The sequence below is a fragment of the Spiroplasma endosymbiont of Stenodema calcarata genome (assembly GCF_964031205.1).
Taxonomy (GTDB): Bacteria; Bacillota_I; Bacilli_A; order Mycoplasmatales; family Mycoplasmataceae; genus Spiroplasma.
The window spans coordinates 183,695-205,744 of sequence record NZ_OZ035018.1 but is presented as its reverse complement, the minus strand read 5'-3'; the positions used below and the strand labels follow the sequence as shown (position 1 = coordinate 205,744).

Here is a 22,050-nt window from a genome sequence, read left to right as displayed (position 1 = left end):
ACCCTACATCCTTTCCAAATAAAACTGATATACTAACGGAATAAAATATAACGACCCGCAAATTAAAATATTTTTTGTTTGATTTTGTAGTAATAATTTTTTTCAATTTTTTGTTTTATTATGAAAATTAATGGCGGTAATATCTCACGACATCGGATGCTTAAAAGCAGTGATATATAAATTTGTCCCAAAATGCTCTTTTAGCAACATCAAATTTTGCGTATAATCTTTCTTTTGTGATGAAGCATATAATACTAATACTTCAGCATGATTTAAATTATTTAACATTTCAAATGTATGAATACACGCCCGAATTCCTTCTGGATTATGCGCACCATCAATAATAAAATAAGGATTCTTACTCAATTGGGTAAAACGGCCTAAAACCGGATTTACTTTAAAAAGCAGATAGTTGATTCTAAATTTAAAAAATAGCAAAAACTTGATTACCAAACCAACATTAAATTCTTGATAATAATTAATTGCTTGCGGGTAAACTTCGCTTGTAATAATTCTATCCGAATTAAGATATTTTGCAATGATAGAAAAATATTTTTGACAACTGGCACTAACAAAAAGTGGGCAGTCATTTTTAATAATCCCAATTTTATTTTCAATAATGTTTTTTATTTCTGTTCCTAAAATTTCAGTATGATCATAATCAATCGAAGTTAATAAGACCGCCAACTGATTGTTAAAAACATTTGTGGCATCAACACGGCCTCCAATTCCTGCTTCAATTACAGCAATTTCAATCTGCTGTTCCAAAAAATATTTAATACAAATTAAAACTCAAATTTCAAAAAAAGTTAATTGATAAGTTTTAATCTCATTTTTAATGTTTTTAATAATCCGCTGTAAATCATCATCACTAATAATATAATTATTGATTTTAATTCGTTCATTATGTTTTAAAAATGCAGGAGATGTAAAAAGGCCAACTTTCTTATAATTTAACATTAATTGTCGCTGCAAATAATTAGAAACTGAACCCTTGCCATTAGTTCCGACCACATTAATAACTTTAATTTTATCTTGAGCATTATCATATTTTTCTGCTAATAGTTTTGCTAAATTATATTCTTTCCTAAATAAAGCAGCTTTAAAAAGTTTTTTCTTAACATCCATTAATTATTTTTCCTTATTCAATAGTGGTTCCAAATATTGTGCGGTATAACTAATGGCCCTTTTTATTGCAATTTGTTCTGGTGTTCCGGTTGCAACAACAGTTCCGCCACCAATACCACCTTCTGGTCCTAAATCAATAATATAATCCGCTACTTTAATCACATCTAAGTTATGTTCAATTGTAACAACAGTATCACCATTATTTACAATTTTATTTAAAACTAACAAAAGTCTTTTAACATCATCAACATGTAATCCTGTTGTTGGCTCATCTAATAAAAATAATGTTTTCCCCGTTGTTCGTTTTAATAAGAAAGTTGATAGTTTAACACGTTGTGCCTCTCCTCCCGATAATTCGGTTGCTGACTGGCCTAACTTAATATAACCCAACCCAACTTCTTGCATTGTTGATAATTTTTGATTAATTTTTGGTTGTTTTACAAAAAATTCACATGCTTGGTCAACTGTCATTTCTAAAACATCATAAATATTTTTTTCTTTAAACTTAACTAATAATGTTTCATCATTGTATCTTTTTCCTTCACATACTTCACAAGGAACATAAACCGTTGGTAAAAAATGCATTGAAATTTTGATAATTCCATCTCCTTGGCAATTTTCACAACGGCCACCAGGAACATTAAAAGAAAACCGACCTTTTAAATAACCACGTGCTTTTGCCTCATTTGTATTTGCAAATAAATCACGAATATCATCAAAGACTGAAGTATAAGTTGCTGGATTACTGCGGGGAGTTTTTCCAATTGGATCTTGCGAAATATTAATAACTTTATCAATATTATCAATTCCAACAATTTTGTCATGCGCTCCCGGACGATTAGTAGCTAAACCAAGATTCTTTTTAATTCCTTTTCATAAGATTTCATTCATTAATGTTGACTTACCACTTCCTGAAACACCTGTTAAACAAACAAATTTATTTAATGGGATTGTTACATTAATGTTTTTTAAATTATTTTCCCGTGCTCTTTTGATTTCTAGAGTTAAGCCATTACCACCCCGGCGTTTACTTGGCACTGAAATTTCTAATTCACCAGTTAAATATTTCCCTGTAATTGAATTTGGATTCTGTTTAATATCCTCAATGCCACCAACAGCAACAACTTCGCCACCATTAATACCGGCGCGTGGACCAATATCAACAATATAATCACTAGCACGAATGGTATCTTCATCATGTTCTACAATAATTAAAGTATTTCCTAAGTCCCGTAAACTTTTTAATGTTTCAATTAACTTATCATTATCGCGCTGATGTAAGCCAATTGATGGTTCATCTAACACATATAAAACTCCTGTTAACTGACTTCCAATTTGCGTTGCCAATCTAATTCGCTGCGCTTCCCCACCTGATAAAGTTGACGCATTACGTGACAAAGTTAAATAACTTAAACCAACACGATTTAAAAAATCAAGTCGATTAACTAATTCATTAGTTACTAATCGGGCAATTTCTTGTTGCGATTCAGTTAAAACTAAATTTAAAATTTCTTTTAATTCATCTTCAACTGATAAATCAGTAAAATCAGAAATACTAATATTATTAATTTTAACTGATAGTGGAATTTCATTTAATCGTTTCCCTTGACAAGTTCCACATTTTTTATCTGTCATAAACTGTTTGTAATATTCTCGCGCCGTTTCACTTGAAGTTTCTGTATAACGGCGTTCAATTAATTGCCCAACCCCTTCAATATAATCATATCCACGCATAATATTACCACTTGCTGTTTTAAAATTATATTCAATTGGTTCATCACTACCACGAATTAAATATTCCAATTGTTCTTTTGTCAAATCAGTAACTGGTTGTTCTAAAATAATATGATAATGTTCTGCCAATACTTTAAATTTTTGTCACTCAATGTTTGTTGTATTAACAATATTTTTTAAATAAACAATAGCTCCTTGTAAAATTGACAAATCACGATTAGGAATTAATAAATCTTCATCAACTTCTAATTTTACTCCTAACCCTTTGCATTCATTACAAGCTCCCGCCGGTGAATTAAAAGAAAATAAACGTGGTTCTAACTCCGGAATCACAAAACCACAAATACTACATGAATAATTTGTTGAAAATAATGTTTCTTTCTGTTGATCAACAAAATCAATTTTTACTAAAGCATTACCATATTTTAAAGCAACTTCAATTGCATCATGAATTCGACTCAATAAATCCTCTGAATTTTTGTAAACTAACCGATCAATAATAATATCAATATTTTGGCGTTTATTTTTATCTAAATCAATATCTTCATCTAAGGTTTTAATTTCCCCATTAACTTTTACCCGAAGAAAACTTTCTTGTTTTAATCGCGCCAATAAATCTTTAAAACTTCCTTTTTTATCACGAACGACTGGCGATAAAATCATGAACTTTTCGCCTTCAGCTAAAAGTTGTTTTAAATTATTAATAATCTCTTTAATTGTCACTGATTTAATAACACCATGCCCATTAATACAATAAGGGGTTCCAACTCGGGCATATAATAATCGTAAATAGTCATAAATCTCCGTTACTGTTCCAACGGTACTACGTGGATTATGACTAGTTGTCTTTTGATCAATTGAAATTGCTGGTGACAACCCTTCAATTGCATCAACATCTGGTTTTTCATTACCACCTAAAAATTGACGAGCATAGCTCGACAAACTTTCAATATAACGGCGACGGCCTTCCGCATAAATAGTATTAAAAGCTAATGATGATTTTCCACTTCCTGATAAACCAGTAAAAACAATTAATTTGTCTTTCGGAATCTGAACATCAATGTTTTTTAAATTATTTTCCCGCGCACCTTTAACAACAATTCAGTCTTTTCCCATTTTTTCACCTTCCTAAATATTATTTTACAAGAAGTAACATATTAAAATGATATTGTTTTTTAAAAAAATTGCAAATATTATTTAAAAAAAATCTAACATTTGCTGTCAGATTAATAAGATTAGTTAAGTTCTGTAATAAATTGACTTATTTTATTTTCAATAAAATAATTATATTCTTTAACTAATTCTTTTTGTCCTTCTAAGAAGAATAAAATTTTCATGATTTTTTCTTTTAGTTCTGAAACTTCTTCATCACTACTATAATTTTCAATAAAATAAATTTCAACTAATTGTTCAGCAATTTCTTCATCAGCAACTGACTGCTCATAATAATTGTTGTAATTTGCTTCATTCAAAACCTCACCAATAAAATCGCGGAAAAATTTGTCATCATTAATCTTTGTTTTAATTTCTATTAATAATTCTTTTAATTCTGGTTTCATAATTTCCTCCCTCATTTTGACTACTTATATTGTACTATATAAATTAATACTATATGAATTAATTCTTTTCTTGTTTAAACAATTTGTTATATTGTTGCAAATAATTTTCTCGTTTAAGCATAGTCGTTGCTAAATATTTAGCAACTATTTTTTGTTTCTCCAAAAATTGGCTCTTTTGATTTTCAAATGGTTTTAATATTTGTATCACAATACTTTGTAAACGTAGGGTTAATTCCTGACTATACAATAGTTGCATTAAATTAGTTAATACTTGGGCGTAATTAAAACCCGCTAAAGAAGCATTTACTGGACCAACTAATTTTGTATCATTTTTTAAAATTTGCCGTTGCAATCGCTCATATTCGTCATCAAAATAATTTCGTTCAACATAAAAATCAACTTCCTCGGCAAATTCTTGGCCATTTTTCTTATCTTTACGTCGAAAAACATTACGATTATTACCGCTTGTATATCCCTTTGCCATTAAATTTGACAAATTAGTTGTTAAATCAATATTTTCTTCAAGTTTTGCTTTCAAAATATAAAATACTCGCGCAACATAACCCATAAAAACTTGATTATTTTGATCGCTAAAATCATAGTATTTTAAAATATCTAAGCAAAGCATAATATCATTTCGCAATAATCGTGCTTGATAACGTTGATACAATTGTGTTAATTCATCAACGACAACTTGAAGATTATAATCCATCCTACCCCCACTTATATTACTATTATGATTTTACCACATCTGTTGTAATTCCAAATGACAAATCAACATTCTGCTGTTGTAAAAAACTAATCTTATCAGTCCGCGATAACTGCTTAAAAACTGCCTCACGGTGCATTGCTCCTGAGCGGGTAGGATATTCTTCCCTATAAATTATTTTAACTGGTCTGCGTTTTGATAACGCTGTATATTTTGCCCCTGTGCCAAGATTATGCTCTTGTTCACGGCGAACTAAATCGACAGTATAACCAGCATATAATGTTTTATCAGCACATAATAAAACATAAAAATAATGTTTTTTCATCCTTAACTCCTAGGTCATTTTTTCAAAATCAAGTACTTTATCGGCTCAATTAACATTAAAGTTAATATCATGGGTCGTAATTAACACCGTTCCCTCAAATGCTTGGATTGCTTCTAATAATGCTTCTTTAGCTAAAACATCAATATGATTTGTTGGTTCATCTAAAATTAGTAAGCTACATGGCTCTAATGATAAAGCTGACAAGCGAACTTTTGTTTGTTCTCCCCCCGATAATTTCACCATTTTATTTTGCATTAAAGTACTTTTAACTCCGAAGTTCGCTAAGATACTACGAATTCGCCCTTCCTCAAGATCAGGATACAAATTTTTTAAATATTCAATTGGCGTCGTATCAACCATAGTTTCAATTTGATGAAAGTAAGCAATAACAACACCATTACCAAGTCTTAAATTTCCCCCTAAACTAGGTAAATTTCCTGCTAAAGTATTTAGAAAGGTCGTTTTTCCAATTCCATTATATCCTCGCACAATACATTTTTCCCCATCACGAATATCAAATGTTAATGGTTGAATTAATGGAAATTCATAACCAATCTCTAATTTTTCAGCCGTAACAATTGTTGTACTAGCTGGTCGTTTATATTTAAAACTAAACTTTGGTTTAGTTAATTGATGACGCTTTTCAATAACTTCCATTTTGTCAATTTGTTTTTGCCGCGACTGGGCACTTTTTGCTGTTGAGGCACGTGCTTTATTTTTCGCCACATAAGTTTCTAACTTTTTAATTAACCGTTCTTGTCCTTTTTGTGATTTATCATATTGCTCATTTTTTAACTCACTTAAAGCTAAATACTGTTCATAATTTCCCACATATCGATTAATTGTTAAATTTTCAATTGCATAAATAACCTTTGCAACTTTATTAATAAAATCAACATCATGGGAAACGACTAAAAAAGCTTTCTCATAACTTTGTAAAAACTTTGCTAACCATTCAACTTGTTCCAAATCCAAAAAGTTGGTTGGCTCATCTAATAACAGAAAATCATTTTCTGATAATAATAATTTCGCCAAAATAACTTTCCCTTGTTGTCCCCCAGATAATTCTGTTAATTTTGCATCTAACTTTGTTGGATCAATTCCCAATCCATCAACTAAACTTCGAATTTCTTTTTCAATTGTTTCAAAGCCATTATTGTCCAAATGTTCTTGTAATTTTAATGCTTTTACTAATTCATTCTCATCATAATGGGCACTCATTTTTTCATAAATATCATGAATTTTTTGCTCAATATCAAATAAATGTTGATATGTTAACTTTAAAAATTGATTAACTGTCAGAGTTCTATCTAACTCTTGATGTTGGTCTAAATAACCGATTTTAACCTTTGGGTGTAATTCAATTGTTCCTTGATCAGGTGGCATTTTCCCATAAATAATACTTAATAAAGTAGTTTTCCCCGTTCCATTTGCTCCAATCAATGCTAAATGTTCACCCTTGTTAATTCGAATCGTTGCATTTTTGTATAAAATCTTTCCCCCGTTAGCATGACTTAAATCTTCAATATTAATTAAACTCATTTTAACCTCAATCCCTCATTACATTTTATAATTATACCGCATTTTAAAATAGAAACAAAATAAAAATTATTTATAAAAACAGAATAATTAATTAAGAATAATATTGTTACTATTCAGATCAATTAAATATAAAATTAAAAATTGTTTCTACTTCCGTTTGCAATAGAAACAATTTTTATTAATACTTTATATCATTTTTATATTAATAATTATTTTACTAATCCTAAAAAAGTTTGTGGTTCTAAACTAGCCCCACCAACTAAAGCACCATCAATATCAGGCTGAGATAATAATTCTTTAATATTATCTGGTTTAACACTACCTCCGTATTGAATTCGAATTGTGTTAGCTACAACATTATCATAAAGATTAGCAATTTTATTACGAATTATCGCACAAACCTTTTGTGCAATTTCAGCAGTTGCTGTTTTTCCAGTTCCAATTGCTCAAATTGGTTCATAGGCAATTATGACTGTCTTTGCATCCTCCAAAGTAATTCCTTGAAAAGCTTTTTCAATTTGATTTTCAACAACTTTTTGGGTTTCATTATTTTCATATTGGTATAATGTTTCACCACAACAAATAACTGGTACCATTCCCTTTGCTAATAATTTTTTTGCTTTTAAATTAACAGTTTCATTTGTTTCATTAAACATTTCACGACGTTCTGAATGACCAATAATAACATGTGTAATTTTTAAATCTTGTAACATATCAACTGAAATTTCTCCTGTAAAAGCCCCAAAATCTTCATAATGACAATTTTGTGCCACAACAATTAAATTCTTAGCATACTGTTTTGCAACCGCCAAATTAACATATGGAACGGCAACTCCAGCTTCTAATTCTAAGTTCGTACAAACATCATCAACTTGCTTTAAAAATTCAATCGTTTCACTAGTTGTCTTATGCATTTTTCAATTTCCAATAATAATTGATTTTCGCATTATTTTCCCTCGTTTCTATATAACATTTTAATTATATACTTAAATTTTAGAGATTTCCTAGTAAAATAATAACTTTCTTAATGCTATAATAGAGATATGACGAAGAGGTGAAAAGATGTTTTTTTCCGCATTTCAAATGAAATACAACACAAAATCAATTAAAAAATTAGCAAAAATTAATAATTCTAATAAATGACTAATCATTGATATTCGGCCAAAAGAAGAATGAACGGAAAGTCATATTATTAATAGTATTAATATTCCTCATCATTTATTTCGGATAATTTATTCAAAAAAAGTTGTGAAAGGTAAAAAAATTCTTTTTGTTTCAAGTGGCGGTCATTCTCATCTCGACTTATACCGTTTATTAAAAAAACATAATTTTAAAGTTTACATTCTAATGGGCGGTTGAAAAAAAGTCCACCAAACTGAATCCCTTGATAATATCATAACCTATAACCCTATTGATTAATTTTACTAATTGTCGGATTTTTTATTTGATTAGTTGGTGGCGAAGTTTTATTTAGCAATAATTCATTGATTCCTCATAAAACTAAACTACCCCCTATCACCACGACTAAACTATATAATGTATTATGATTATTGCTGAAAACAACAAAACTATAAATAATATAGCCAATTGATACTAATAACAAAAAGATAGCAAATCCGGCATAATAATACATTCCTTTTACTTTGCTTACTTCAACTCGTTTTGTATAACGATTTACTCATATAGCAACAATTAAACTAATATAAAAAATAAAAGCCACAAAACTGACGGCATTGGAAGATATATCCAACAAATAAAGGGGATCATCTTTAATTCCTAAACTAGTTCCCATAATAATTAAATTAAAACTAACTGTAATTATCATTTGAATTAATCCAATTTGTTGATAACTTAATTTTCTTTTGCCAAGGTAAACAAGGTGTTCTTCTTGCACCGTTTGCCCTAATGCTGGTGAAACAAATATTAAACCATTAATACTCATTAAGACAGTAATTACAATAAATCATGTTAAAATACGAGCAATTGGACCACCAATAGTATTATTAAATAAGGTAAAAATATTCCCATCATCTGTTCCTAAAAATAATGAAATAACTTGAAGGACATAAAAAATTGTAATAAAAACCATTGCCACAAACAAAGCTTTTGGGACGACCTTTTTATTAGAAACCTCTTTTTGTAATCCCGCCGCATAAATAAAACCATCAAAAGAAAATAAAACTGGTAAAAGACCCATAAAAAAATTACCAAATTTTAATTCTTTAAAATTATTAAAAACATTGCCTGTCATTGGTATAATAAAACCAATAACTAAACTTACCAATAACGGAATAAATTTAATAAAAGTACCAATTGTTTGAACTCATTTACCAACATTTCGGAAAAAAATATTTAATAAATAAAACAATATTAAAATAATAAGACCAGCACTAATTGCAATTGTATTCTGGGTTTCTTTTGTAATACTTTTGACATCAATCGCATCAAAAAGAGCATTTATACTAAAAATTGAAAAGAAACTACCAACCTTACGATTAATTAAAATATTAGCTCAAGATGCTAAGGTTCCATGCCCACTCTTTGTTTTAATGGAAGCAATTTCAATAAAAACCATAATCATTGCAATTCCTAAAATTCCAACTAAAATTCATAAGGCAATTGCTAAGTATGGATTTTGGGTAAAATATAAAACATGACCCTCGGAAATATCATTTTTTAAATAAATTCCAATCCCAATTGTAATTCCAATAGCAGTGGAAAAAACAGTTAAGAATTCAAACACTTTGACATGTTTTTTTGTTTGCCCATAATTTTTCCTCCATCATAAAAAAAATAAGTGCATTATAACATAATTTATTTTTGGTTTTCATAATATTTTTTCTTAATTTCCCGAAACAAATGATTAACACCTGATTTTGAAATTTCTAAATTATGATCACTTTCTAATAAAAGGGAAAGATATTGTAAAGAAGCATCCGGATAAGTAATTCGTAATAATGCCACCTTTTTGGTATTCTCGTTTAATTCATCAAATATATTATGGTCTAACAAATAATTAATCATAATAACTTGTTCTTCCCCTGCTTTTGTTGCTTTTTGTTGATTTGAAATTTCAATATTATTTAAGCGATTAATACTATTCACCATATCACGAGAGATCCGAGTATTTTCAAATGCTAAAACACTATCAATTGCATCAATTAATTTTAAAAAATCAGAAACTAAGATTGATTTTTTTAAATAGCAAACATATTTACTATGTCGAGTAATTATTTTAAAAGAAAAATGAAATTTATGTAATAATTTCCGAAATACTTGCGCTGAAACTTCCTCAATAAACTGGACTTCCAAATGATAGTTACTAGTCTTAGGAGAATTAACACTACCACAGGCCACAAAAATTCCCGCAATATATGCTCGTTGCTGACGTTCATTTCAATCACTAGGAATCATAATAAGTTTTTGATTGGTATCAGCATCAAAAATATTTAAATCTTTTAAAATTTCTGTTGCTCGTTCTTTAATTCGTAAAATAAATGTTTTATTTTTCTTTAATTTTGTTGTTTGGATAATAATAATATCAATTTCAACTTGATATAAATTCTTAAAAAAAGCATAAATTGTTCGAATAATTGCATTGCTAATTGAACTAACTTCAAAATTGAAAAAATGGTCACTAATATTTAATGTCATATTATATTTAACAAAACCACTTAAAAAAGCTTTTTGACAAATTGGGTCAAACTCTTTTTTAATAATTTCTTCTTTGACTTCTAATGCAAAACTCATTGTCATCCCTCTTTTAATTCTAATTTAATAGTACAGAAAAAACCACTAGCTTGGCATAGTGGTTTGGACAATTAACCTTTTTGTTTAAATTCACGAACTTCTTGTTCGGAATCTTGCAATGGTTCAATTCCCCCATCCTCAACTTTTCGGATTACAACATTTGCTAATTTAATAACAACTTCATATGCAATTGATAATTGCATATGTTCAAATAATTTTGCTGCCTCTTCAACATACGCATGAAGTGGATTAGTTTGGGCATAACTTCGTAAATAAATCCCACTTCGTAGTTTACTTGCTTGGTCAATATGTTTTGTTCAATATTCATCAAACGAAGAAATAATAGCATTTCGTTCAATTTGTGTCATAACATCAACTGGCACATCTTCTGTTCGCGCTTGATAAAAAATATCCATTTTCTCAGCAAGATATTTTGCGACTTCATCCCGTGTCATTTTTTCCATTAATGTTTTATCTAATGCATTATTAGCCACAATTTTATCATTAACACCTTTAATTAGGTCATCATAATGAATAAATCATTCCCCATGTGATTCATTACCAAACATTTTTGTTAAATCATAAGCTGCAGAATATTGCATTTTTTTAATAATTGGTTTCAAATTATTAGATGTTAAAATTTGATCTCGACGAGAATACATTGCTTCACGGTGTTGTGCTAAAACATTATCATAATCTAAAATATGTTTTCGTTGATCAAAATTCATTCCTTCAACTTTTTTCTGAGCATTTGAAATAGCTCTTGTTAACATTCTTGATTGAATAAAATCCGAACCTAATCGTGCAAAAATTCGTCGTAATCGTTCACCACCAAAACGCATCATTAGTTCATCATCCATTGCAACATAAAATCTTGAAAAACCAGGGTCCCCTTGTCGTCCTGAACGTCCACGCAACTGATTATCGATGCGTCGTGCTTCATTTCGTTCAACCCCAAAAACAGCTAAACCACCAAGTTCGGTTACCCCTTGGCCTAATTTAATATCAGTTCCCCGTCCTGCCATATTTGTCGCTAAAGTAATAGCACCTTTTTCTCCAGCATTGGCAATAATATCAGCTTCGCGTTCATGGTTCTTAGCATTTAACATTTCAAATTTTAGATTAGCATTTCGTAAATAATGGGAAACAATTTCTGAAGATTCAACTGATGTAGTCCCAATTAAAATTGGTTGTCCTTTTTCATGCAAAGTTATAATTTCTTTCATCATTGCTTGCATTTTTGCATCACGATTAGCAAACATATAGTCTGCTTCATCCCGACGAATTAATGGACGGTTAGTTGGAATTTGAATTACTCGCATATTATAAATTTTAACAAACTCTTCTTCTTCTGTTTTTGCCGTTCCGGTCATTCCACTTAATTTATTATATAAACGGAAAAAGTTTTGATAAGTAATAGTAGCCATTGTTACTGTCTCTTGTTCAATTTCCACATGTTCTTTTGCTTGCAATGATTGTTGTAAACCATCACTATAAGCACGTCCTGGCATTAAACGTCCAGTAAATTGATCAATCAAAATAATTTCATTATTTTGAACAACGTATTCAATACCATTTTTAAAAACAAAATTAGCTTTTAAAGCATTTAAAATTAAATGATATAGCTCGGTATTTTTAATATCAAATAATGAATTAATTGAAAAAATCTTTTCCGCTTTGAGAATTCCTTCTGGGGTTAAATAAACTTGTTTTGTTTCTAAATCAATTTCAAGATCTTTATCCCGTGACAATGATTTTGCAAAATGATCCGCCGCTTGATATTGCGGGATTCGATTTTGTCGTCCTCCTGAAATAATTAATGGCGTTCTTGATTCATCAATTAAAATTGAATCAGCCTCATCAATAATGGCATAATTCAATCCCCGTTGTACTTTATCACTAAAATTTTTAGCCATATTATCCCGCAAATAATCAAATCCTAATTCAGCATTAGTCGTATAAGTAATCTCACAAGCATACGCTGCTCTTTTTTCATCTTTATTTCCATTACGAGTATTCAACCCAACTGTTAATCCTAAAAAGGAAAACACTTGTCCATTCATTTCTGAATCCCGTTTTGATAAATATTCATTAACAGTAACAATATGAACGCCTGCCCCAGTTAAAGCATTTAAATATGTTGGCATTAAAGCAGTTAAAGTTTTTCCTTCTCCCGTTTTCATCTCAGCAACATCACCTTCATGAAGAACAAGGCCCCCAATTAATTGAACACGATAAGCATGCAATCCTAAAATTCGGCGTGATGCTTCTCGTGCCACTGCAAAGGCATCAATTAAAATATCATCTAATATTGCTCCCTGTTCTAATTGTGCTTTAAATTCCGCTGTTTTTGCTTTTAATGCATCATCCGATAATGCTTGCATTGCACCATCTAAAGCGATAATTTTATCTGCTATTTTTCCATGTTTTTTTACAATATTGCGATCGCTAACTGCCATGTAACTATCTCCTCTATTCTAACCAATTATAAACAATCATTTTTATTTTATCATAAAAAATAATGTTCGCATAATTATTGAAGAATGTTAATAATTATTATTTTAAAGATAATCTTTATCCTCTGGTTTTCATGAGTAAGAATCTCATAAAATCTCATTAATTAAATAATACTTAACATCTAAAATACCAGGATAGTTTTCTAACTCACTAATAAAATTAATTAATTCTTTTCCTGATTGAAATCAGCATTGAATTGCAAAATCTTGGTCGTGTCAATGGCGGGATAAATATGAAACATAACCTTTATTATGCAACCATTCTTGTAAGACTTTAATATCAAGGTCCTGATCAATTTTAAAAAAAATATCAACAAAATTAACATAACCAAAAGCAGTTGGATTAACAATACAAATAGGTTTAATTATTTTTTGGGTCATTAATTTATTAATTCGAATTCGAATTGTTTTTTCTGAAATATTAATAATTTTACTAATTCTCCGCACTGAAATACGACTATCCTTTTGTAGTTGTCTAATAATATCGCGATCTATTTCATCCAACTTAATCATATTTATCTCCTATTAAATTTTGAAACGAAAAAATTAAAAACCATGATTTCATTCTAGCAAATCCTTATATTAATCATTATCGGGGTATTAATAATGCTACTGCTACCGTTTAAAATCATCTAATATCCTTTTTATGCCTTAATCTTAATCTATTTCCCAAAAAAAGTCCATTTTTATACCTAATTAATTTTAAAATAACAAGGGTCTTAATTTGTAAAAATTCTACTAAAAAATATAATGAATATAAAGAAAGGAGAATTACAATGAACCAATTACGACATTTCATTGATACTCAAGATTTTAGCAAAAATGAAATCTTAAATTTATTAACCCTAATGCAAAAATTAAAAACCGCACGGTATAATGGGGCAATTCTCCCCTTATTACAAAATAGAACATTAGCAATGATTTTTGAAGAACCTTCAACAAGAACAAGAGTTTCGTTTGAAGCAGCAATGACATTGCTCGGCGGACACGCACAATATTTAAAACCTGGTGAAATTCATCTTGGTCAAAAGGAATCACTTTATGATACTATTAAAGTTTTATCGCATATGACTGACGGAATTTTAATCCGCGCCTGAAAACACGAAACAGTAACAGCAATTGCTAAAAATGCAGATGTTCCTGTTTTTAATGGTCTAAGTGATTACAATCATCCTACCCAAGCCTTATGTGATTTATTTACTATTTTGGAACATACTGATCCTACCCTATATTTAAATAATGACTTTAGTAAACTAAAAATCGTTTTTATTGGTGATAGTACGAATGTATGTAGTTCCTTAATGCACATTACAACAAAAATGGGAATGAACTTTATTCATATTGCCCCAAAAAAATATCAATCACCCTCAGCATGAACTGATATTGCTAAAGCAAACATTAAAGAAGCCAATAGCGGTAGTGTTTTGGTTACTGATGACTTAACACATGTCAAAAATGCCAATATCATTTATACTGATTTATGATGATGAGTTGACCAAGAAGATGAAGCTGATGAAAGAGTAAAAGCTTTTAAACCAACTTATCAAATTACTAATGCATTAATGGCAAAAGCAGGCCCACAAGCAAAATTTATGCACTGTTTACCAGCTTCACGAAATATTGAAGTTATGGATGAAGTTATTGATGGAGAACAATCAATTGTTTTTCAACAAGCGGAAAACCGCTTAACAGCGCAACTTGCCTTATTAGTGTACTTTATCTATCCCCGCCTTGATTTAGCAAACGAAGCTACAAAAGCCTACCATGCTGGAGATATTACTAGTTGACTAGATGATATCAAGCGCCCATGAAAACAACGTTATACTTTTAATCATCAGAAATAGTTCTTATGAAAACAAAAAAATTAAAAATAACTGATATTATCCTTTTTACATTTAGCGCCATTTTTGTTCTTGACTCATTTGCCGCTGCTGCCAAAATTGGGTGATCATCAATTATTTATTGATTTTTATTAGCAATCTTTTATTTTCTCCCCTATGGTTTTATTAGTGCTGAACTAAGTTCAACCTTCGGTGCTAAAGGTGAAATGTATGTTTGAGTCAAAAAAGCATTCGGACGAAAATGAGCTGCACGAACAAATTGATTATACTGAATTAACGTTGGACTATGAATGCCATCTGTTTACTTAGCTTTTTCAAGCACATTATCTTTTGCTTTTTTTCATAACACTTTAAACTTTTGAATCCAAATTGCAATTGCCTTATTGCTAACTTGGATTACAATCTTATTTAATTTTATTCGGTTAGAAAAACTAAAATTAATTCCAAACTTAACTTCAGTTGCAAAATTAATTGTCACAATTGCATTAATTGCTGGTGCAATTTATTGATTAGCAAGTGGCAATAAAGTTTCAACATCACCTAGCGATCCTAACTTTGTTTTTTTACCTTCCTGATCGGCAGGAGTTGTTTTTCTACCAGTTATTATTTATAATTTTTCTGGATTTGAATTACAAAGTAATGCTACTGATAAAATTGATAATCCACGGAAAACAATTCCTAAAAGTATTTTAATTAGTGGTGTTATCATTATCATTTGTTATTTAATTGGAACAGCAGCAGTTAATATTATTGTTGATGTCAACCAACTTGATGAAGCAAATGGAATTATCCAATCAATTGGTGCTGCTTTTAAAGCCCCTTGAGTCACAATGATTGTAGCCATTTTTATCTTATTTACTTTTTTTGGAACAATGATTACTTGAACATCCGGGGCAAATTTAGCAATTAAAGAAGCCGCCGAAGATGGTGAATTTCCTCAAATCTTTGCTTCTAAATTAAAAAATGATACCCCATTATGAGCATCAATTATTACCGGTGGTATTTCAACTATTGTTATTTTAATTGGTGGGGCAATGTTAACAGGCACACCAAATATTGCAAAACTCTTTTGAACGCTGTATGCCTTTTCATCTCTGCTATTTTTAGCCCCTTACTTCTTAATCTTTCCGGCCTATATTAAACTACGGCTTAGTCATCCTGATATTGAAAGACCGTTTAAAATTAAAGGCCCACTATGAATGCAATGAATTATTGTCTTATTCCCAACTATTATCATTATAGTTGGTGTTATTTTATTTATTTTTGGAAGTATCATTGTTAACAATGAGACATGAGATTTTAATAGTGGTGGCCAGCATGTTGCCTTTTGTATTGTTGGAACTATTATTGTCATTACTGTTGGGGAAATTCTAATTAGTTACAACAAATGAAAACATAAAAAAGAAGGAGGAATCCAGTATGAATAAACTGCTAAAAACATTACCACAAGATGATAAATATTATATGCCCGGGGAATTTGAACAACATTCAGGTTGTTGAATGGTTTTCCCAGAACGAACTGATAATTGACGGAAAAATGCGCAACCTGCTCAAACAGTATATGCAAAAGTTGCAAATACAATTAACAAGTATGAGCCAGTTACAATGATTACTTCACAACGAACAAAAACAATTGCCACAAAATTATTGGACCCAACAATTAAAATTCTGGTATTTGAAAATGATGACGCTTGAATGCGTGATATTGGGCCAACATTTTTAAAAAATAAAAATGGTGATGTCCATGGAATTGATTGAATTTTTAATGCTTTAGGTGGTTTAAACGGTGGTCTATATTATCCATGAGATAATGATGATAAAATTGCGGCAGAAGTATTATCATATCTAAACATTGATCGTTATCGTGCCCCTTTTGTTTTAGAAGGCGGCAGTATCCATGTTGATGGAGAAGGAACTTTATATACCACGGAAGAATGTTTATTAAATCCCAATCGTAATCCTGATTTATCAAAAGAGGAAATTGAGAAATATTTAAAACAATATTTAAATCTTAAAAAAATAATTTGATTACCTTATGGTATTTTTAATGATGAAACAGATGGACATGTTGATAATATGTTATGCGTTGTTAAACCCGGAACTGTTCTCTTAGCTTGAACTGCTGATAAAAATGATCCACAATATGAACGTAGTCTTGCAGCTCTTAATCTGCTTGAACAAACAACCGATGCAATGGGGCGCAAAATTGAAGTAATCAAATTGCCAATCCCAACACCAATGTATACAACAGATGAGGATACAAGTGATATTACTGGCAAAGAAAATAGCAAAGCACGAGTAAAAAATACGCGCTTAGCTGGTAGTTATGTTAACTTTTATATTGCAAATGGAGCAATTATTTTACCAATTTTCAATTTACCAACCGATCAACAAGCAATTGATATTATTAGTAAAGCTTTCCCCCATCATAAAATTGAACCAATTTATGCGTATGAAATTTTATTGGGTGGTGGTAATATTCACTGTATTACCCAACAACAACTTTAAAATAATATAAAAAACGACAAACACTTGTCGTTTTTTATATTATTTATTTTGAACAGCTTCAATTCCTGGTAATGTTTTACCTTCCAAATATTCCAAACTTGCGCCACCACCAGTTGAAATATGTGTAAATTTATCTTGATAACCTAATTGGATTGCTGCTGCCGCAGAGTCACCACCACCAATTAAAGTAAAAGCGTCTGTTAATTTAGCAATGGCCGCACAAATTGCTTTTGTCCCAACACTATAATTCCTAAATTCAAAAACACCCATTGGTCCATTTCAAGCAACTGTTTTAGCCCCAAATAATTCTTTTTCAAATAAGTCAATTGTTTGTGGTCCAATATCTAAACCCATATATCCATCATCAATTTCAGGACTATCCGTAACTTTTGCTGGAACATCAGCAAATTCTGGTGCCTCTAACCCATCGACTGGTAAAATAATTTTCCCATTAGCTTTTGCTAAAAATTCTTTTGCAATATCAATTTTATCTGCTTCTAACAACGAATTACCAATCTTATAACCTTGCGCTGCAAAAAAAGTATACGCCATTCCACCACCAATTAAAATTTTGTCAACTTTTGTTAATAAATGTTCAATAACGCCAATTTTATCTGAAACCTTTGCCCCACCAATAATTGCAACAAATGGTTTAACAGGATGATCAACTCCTTGTGACAACATTTTTACTTCTTTCTCAACTAAAAATCCTAAGCATGATTCACTAATATTCGAAGCAATGCCAACATTTGAAGCATGTGCTCGATGAGCTGTTCCAAACGCGTCATTGACAAAAATATCCCCTAAACTTGCTCAATACTTCCCTAAGGTTGGATTATTTTTGCTTTCACGTTTGGCTGTGGCAGCGCCATTATTATCGACACTGATTTGACCATTGCCATCAATAATATCAGCAAATCTTGTATTTTGAAATAAAATAACATCTTGCTCATGCATTTGATTAATTGCATCTTCTAGTTCTTTTCCCTCAAATGAATTAACAAATTTAACTGGTTGCCCTAATTTTTGTTCTAAAACTTTAGCAACTGGCGCCATATCACATTTCTTTAAATCATCTACTGTTTTTACTTTTCCTAAATGTGAAAATAAAATAACTTTTGCCTGGTGATCTAATAAATACTTAATTGTCGGAATTGCTGCTGTAATCCGATTATCATTTGTTACTTGTCCATCTTTCATTGGCACATTAAAATCAACTCGTACTAAAACTTTTTTCCCATTAACTTTGACATCTTTTAATTCTTTTTTATTCATAATATTCTCTTACTCACTTTCTTCCGTCATTCAACTTATTTATATCTTATCGTAAATTTTGTTTTTTAGCAGTAATTGTCAAGATATTCCAACGCAAATTGGGCGGCTTTGGCACCATCACTAACAGCAGTTGCAATTTGTCGCAATGTTGTATTTGTGACATCACCAGCAGCATATAATCCCGGCACCTTTGTTAAGCATTTATTATCAACCACAAAATAACCATTTTCATCAAGAACATCTAAATTTTTTGCAAAATCGCTAATTGGAATTGCACCAATATATGGAAAAACAGCGCTAACTTCTAATTCACTAATCTTATCAGTTTTAAGATTCTTAACAACGATTGATGTTACTCGATTTGCGGCAATATCTTTAATTTCAGTTGCAATAGTATCAACAATAAAATTAATTTTAGGATTTGCCTTTGCTTTATTTACAACATTAATATCAGCCCGAAATTGGTCCCGACGATGAATTAAATAAACTTTATTAACAAAGCGTGCCAAATAAATTGCTTCTTCAATTGCGGCATAACCGCCTCCAACAACAGCGACATCTTTTTCTTTATATAAAACACCATCACAAACCGCACAATATGAAACACCACGACTATTTAATTCTAATTCACCAGGAATTCCTAATTTCCGTTCAACAGTTCCTGTTGCCACAATTACGACTTTGGCAAATAATTTTCGTCCTGAGAATAAATCTAATTCAAATAAATTATCTTTTTTAATAATATTTGTTACTCGTTCTGCCAAATAAGGAATATTTAATTTTTGGGTTTGTTCAAACATTTTAAATGCTAAATCCGATCCTTGAATACTATCAAATCCCGGATAGTTCTCAATTTCACTTGTTTTGGTAACTTTACCACCCGGAGCCCCTTTTTCAATCATTGCAATTTTTGCCATTGCCCGTGCCCCATAAATTGCGGCAGTTATTCCTCCGGGACCTGCACCAATGATTAATATATCATATATTTCATTAGTATTGTTTTTCATATAATCATCCGCCTTTTCTTCATTTTATAACAGCTATTCATTGCGCAAATAAAATTAAAATTAACCCAATTCCAATCATTAAGGCAAGAATAGTATAATCAAGAACACGCATATTCTTAATAAATAAATCATGATCGACACGTTGCGTTTCTAAAATTATCCGAATGATATTATACCCTGCAATATACATTCCTGTCTGAATACCACAACGTAAAATCTTTAAACGGTGTGGATTTTCTATTTTTTCTAACGCCCGTACATCAGCTTTAAAAATTTGTTTTAAGCGTGCTTTTTGATATTTAAAATAAGTTTTTACTACTTGTTTTTTTGTCATCTTTTGTCTATTTTTGAAATAAACTTTTTTAAAATTTTTCTCCTGTGATAGATTATTTACTACCATTGGATCGGGTTTAACATCATAATATCATTTTGCTCAAATCCCTTTTCAAGATAACTTCATAAAATCAGGTTCCTCTTTTTTAAACCGTCAATAATAACTATAACGAAATATTAATGGTAATGCAATCACAATTAAAATCCATAATAAAATATTAGCAAATGATTCATATAAAAAAATTGGTTGAAAATATTGCACATTCCCAAAATCACTTGGTGCTACTTCACCCCCGCCAATGCCAACAACACAAGTAGGATGGAAATTATTTGGAATTTGATCTGGTACAAATCATTTAAATAGATTGTCTCGGATAAAACTTGGCAATCACATTATTTGCTCGCGAGGAACAGGGGCTCCTAATAATTCATGGTTAAAGAAATTCCCTCAACGACCAATTGCTTGGGCTAATAAAATATTTGGGATAATTAAATCAGCATAAACTCAAATTGAAATATCATGTTTCCGGGACTCAAACCCAAATCAAATTCAACCGGTTATTAGACCAAAAATTAATCCCCCATGAATACTCATCCCCGGTTCTCAAAATGCAAATAAGGTAAAAAAGAAAAATGAATTGTTAACATCATATTTACCAAAAAAACTAGCTCCTAATAAAGAAATTGGCGAAATAACAAAAATTCCTAAATATAATCCTTGTGTTGGAATATGTCGCTTACGAAAATTAATCCACGACAAAATAATTGTAATTGCAAAACCACAAAAAATTAAAAATCAATATGGCCGAAATCAATTTCCATAAGTATCGCGGGCAATTCATGTTATCAAATTCACAAGCCTAACTCCTTTTTATTTTGAATATTTTGTAAAACGATCTTGTAACGTTTTCATTGAAGAAATTCCTGCTTCTTCTAACTTTAATTTTGAAACGGCTGTTTCAACCAATTCGCTAACATTTCGTCCATAAGTAACTGGAATTGTTACAATTGGAACTTGTGTATCTAAAATCTTAATATACTTATATTCTGAACCAAGACGGTCAATTGATTTATATTGTTCATCTTCAAGATGAATTAATTCCACTACTAAATTAATTGCAGTTTCATCTAATAAAACTTGTAAACCATAAATTTTACTTAAATCTAAAATTCCTAATCCCCGAACTTCAATTAAATTTTTTAGCATCGCATGTGATTGACCATATAATTTATTATTTCGTTGTTGAATAATAATTCGGTCATCACCAACAAATAAATGATTTTTTTTCACTAATTCTAATGTCATCTCAGACTTTCCAATGCCAGATTTTCCTTTAAGTAAAATTCCCTTCCCAAAGATGTTAATTAACGATGCATGTTCTTCAATTATTGGAGCAAAATGTTCATCAAAAAATTCTAAGACTACTTGATACAGGCGACTTGTTGTAATATTTTTTGCTAAGACAACAGGACAATTATGTTTATCAGCAATTTCTAATAATACTTTGTCAGTAAATTTCTCTGTTAAAATAATCATTGGAATATTTTCATTTAAAATATATTCGTAACGTTCTTTTTTTATAGCACTAGATAAGGTATTAACAAACAATTGTTCCTTATTTGATAACAACACTACGCGTCGATTACTATTATTTTTCTCAAAATCAAATCCTGCTAATTCTAAACCTGGCCGATTAAGACCATAAACTTTAACTTCCCGGTTAAGCCCAGTTGCCCCCGCTAGAATTTCATACTTAAATTTGTCAACAATATCTTTTACAATAAATTTTTCCATCCTAAGATCCTCCTCGTAGTTTAATACT

The 22,050-nt window shown here is 30.3% G+C and carries 19 protein-coding genes; 4 read left to right on the top strand and 15 right to left on the bottom strand.

Translation table 4 applies throughout. The features are described 5' to 3' along the window. Positions 1-3 precede the first annotated feature (3 nt). The 7 genes from ACQH24_RS01045 to tpiA form a co-directional block, all read right to left on the bottom strand. Positions 4-1,128: a bifunctional folylpolyglutamate synthase/dihydrofolate synthase gene (locus ACQH24_RS01045; protein ID WP_425380208.1), complete on the bottom strand. Its 1,125-nt coding sequence runs from the start codon at positions 1,126-1,128 to the stop codon at positions 4-6. A gap of 3 nt (positions 1,129-1,131) precedes the next feature. Next, positions 1,132-3,978, bottom strand: coding sequence for an excinuclease ABC subunit UvrA (uvrA, locus tag ACQH24_RS01040; protein WP_425380207.1), 2,847 nt, complete (start codon positions 3,976-3,978; stop codon positions 1,132-1,134). A 119-nt stretch (positions 3,979-4,097) separates the two neighbouring features. Further along, complete coding sequence (locus ACQH24_RS01035; protein WP_425380206.1) at positions 4,098-4,421, bottom strand: hypothetical protein; 324 nt, start codon at positions 4,419-4,421, stop codon at positions 4,098-4,100. Positions 4,422-4,479: 58 nt separating this feature from the next. Beyond that, the gene (locus ACQH24_RS01030) at positions 4,480-5,133 is read right to left on the bottom strand and encodes a hypothetical protein (RefSeq protein WP_425380205.1); all 654 of its coding nucleotides are present in this window, start codon (positions 5,131-5,133) and stop codon (positions 4,480-4,482) included. A 22-nt stretch (positions 5,134-5,155) separates the two neighbouring features. Next, positions 5,156-5,455, bottom strand: a complete 300-nt coding sequence (locus tag ACQH24_RS01025; RefSeq protein ID WP_425380204.1) for a GIY-YIG nuclease family protein — start codon at positions 5,453-5,455, stop codon at positions 5,156-5,158. A gap of 9 nt (positions 5,456-5,464) precedes the next feature. Continuing rightward, positions 5,465-6,997, bottom strand: coding sequence for an ABC-F family ATP-binding cassette domain-containing protein (locus ACQH24_RS01020; RefSeq protein WP_425380203.1), 1,533 nt, complete (start codon positions 6,995-6,997; stop codon positions 5,465-5,467). A 209-nt stretch (positions 6,998-7,206) separates the two neighbouring features. Next, positions 7,207-7,944, bottom strand: a complete 738-nt coding sequence (gene tpiA, locus ACQH24_RS01015) for a triose-phosphate isomerase (RefSeq protein ID WP_425380202.1) — start codon at positions 7,942-7,944, stop codon at positions 7,207-7,209. Positions 7,945-8,080: 136 nt separating this feature from the next. On the opposite strand from tpiA, the gene ACQH24_RS01010 reads away from it, so the two are divergent. Continuing rightward, entirely contained in the window at positions 8,081-8,416 is a 336-nt protein-coding gene (locus ACQH24_RS01010) for a rhodanese-like domain-containing protein (protein WP_425380201.1), read from the top strand. Here ACQH24_RS01010 and ACQH24_RS01005 read toward each other — a convergent pair. The 4 genes from ACQH24_RS01005 to ACQH24_RS00990 form a co-directional block, all read right to left on the bottom strand. Beyond that, positions 8,406-9,800 (bottom strand): amino acid permease, encoded by a 1,395-nt coding sequence (locus tag ACQH24_RS01005; RefSeq protein WP_425380200.1) that lies wholly within the window; start codon positions 9,798-9,800, stop codon positions 8,406-8,408. The genes ACQH24_RS01010 and ACQH24_RS01005 overlap by 11 nt on opposite strands. Before the next feature lie 11 nt (positions 9,801-9,811). Then, entirely contained in the window at positions 9,812-10,747 is a 936-nt protein-coding gene (gene whiA, locus ACQH24_RS01000) for a DNA-binding protein WhiA (protein WP_425380199.1), read from the bottom strand. A gap of 71 nt (positions 10,748-10,818) precedes the next feature. Continuing rightward, positions 10,819-13,206, bottom strand: coding sequence for a preprotein translocase subunit SecA (gene secA, locus ACQH24_RS00995; RefSeq protein WP_425380198.1), 2,388 nt, complete (start codon positions 13,204-13,206; stop codon positions 10,819-10,821). A 102-nt stretch (positions 13,207-13,308) separates the two neighbouring features. Beyond that, a complete protein-coding gene (locus ACQH24_RS00990; protein WP_425380197.1) occupies positions 13,309-13,776 on the bottom strand; it encodes an Lrp/AsnC family transcriptional regulator in 468 nt (155 codons plus the stop codon). A 263-nt stretch (positions 13,777-14,039) separates the two neighbouring features. Here ACQH24_RS00990 and argF point away from each other — a divergent pair, with 263 nt between their 5' ends. The 3 genes from argF to aguA are packed head-to-tail and all read left to right on the top strand — an operon-like array spanning position 14,040 to position 17,612. Beyond that, the gene (argF, locus tag ACQH24_RS00985; protein ID WP_425380196.1) at positions 14,040-15,107 is read left to right on the top strand and encodes an ornithine carbamoyltransferase; all 1,068 of its coding nucleotides are present in this window, start codon (positions 14,040-14,042) and stop codon (positions 15,105-15,107) included. A gap of 5 nt (positions 15,108-15,112) precedes the next feature. Further along, entirely contained in the window at positions 15,113-16,531 is a 1,419-nt protein-coding gene (locus ACQH24_RS00980; protein WP_425380195.1) for an APC family permease, read from the top strand. Further along, positions 16,524-17,612 (top strand): agmatine deiminase, encoded by a 1,089-nt coding sequence (gene aguA / locus ACQH24_RS00975; RefSeq protein WP_425380194.1) that lies wholly within the window; start codon positions 16,524-16,526, stop codon positions 17,610-17,612. The genes ACQH24_RS00980 and aguA overlap by 8 nt, the downstream gene beginning before the upstream one ends. A gap of 39 nt (positions 17,613-17,651) precedes the next feature. Here the strand turns inward: aguA and ACQH24_RS00970 are convergent, their stop codons facing one another. The 4 genes from ACQH24_RS00970 to hprK form a co-directional block, all read right to left on the bottom strand. Further along, the gene (locus tag ACQH24_RS00970) at positions 17,652-18,887 is read right to left on the bottom strand and encodes a phosphoglycerate kinase (protein ID WP_425380193.1); all 1,236 of its coding nucleotides are present in this window, start codon (positions 18,885-18,887) and stop codon (positions 17,652-17,654) included. Between the two features lie 65 nt (positions 18,888-18,952). Then, positions 18,953-19,894, bottom strand: coding sequence for a thioredoxin-disulfide reductase (gene trxB, locus ACQH24_RS00965; RefSeq protein WP_425380192.1), 942 nt, complete (start codon positions 19,892-19,894; stop codon positions 18,953-18,955). Next, positions 19,878-21,083 (bottom strand): prolipoprotein diacylglyceryl transferase family protein, encoded by a 1,206-nt coding sequence (locus ACQH24_RS00960; RefSeq protein ID WP_425380191.1) that lies wholly within the window; start codon positions 21,081-21,083, stop codon positions 19,878-19,880. Before ACQH24_RS00960 ends, trxB begins: the two co-directional genes overlap by 17 nt. A 15-nt stretch (positions 21,084-21,098) precedes the next feature. Beyond that, positions 21,099-22,022, bottom strand: a complete 924-nt coding sequence (hprK, locus tag ACQH24_RS00955) for an HPr(Ser) kinase/phosphatase (RefSeq protein ID WP_425380190.1) — start codon at positions 22,020-22,022, stop codon at positions 21,099-21,101. Positions 22,023-22,050 lie beyond the last annotated feature (28 nt).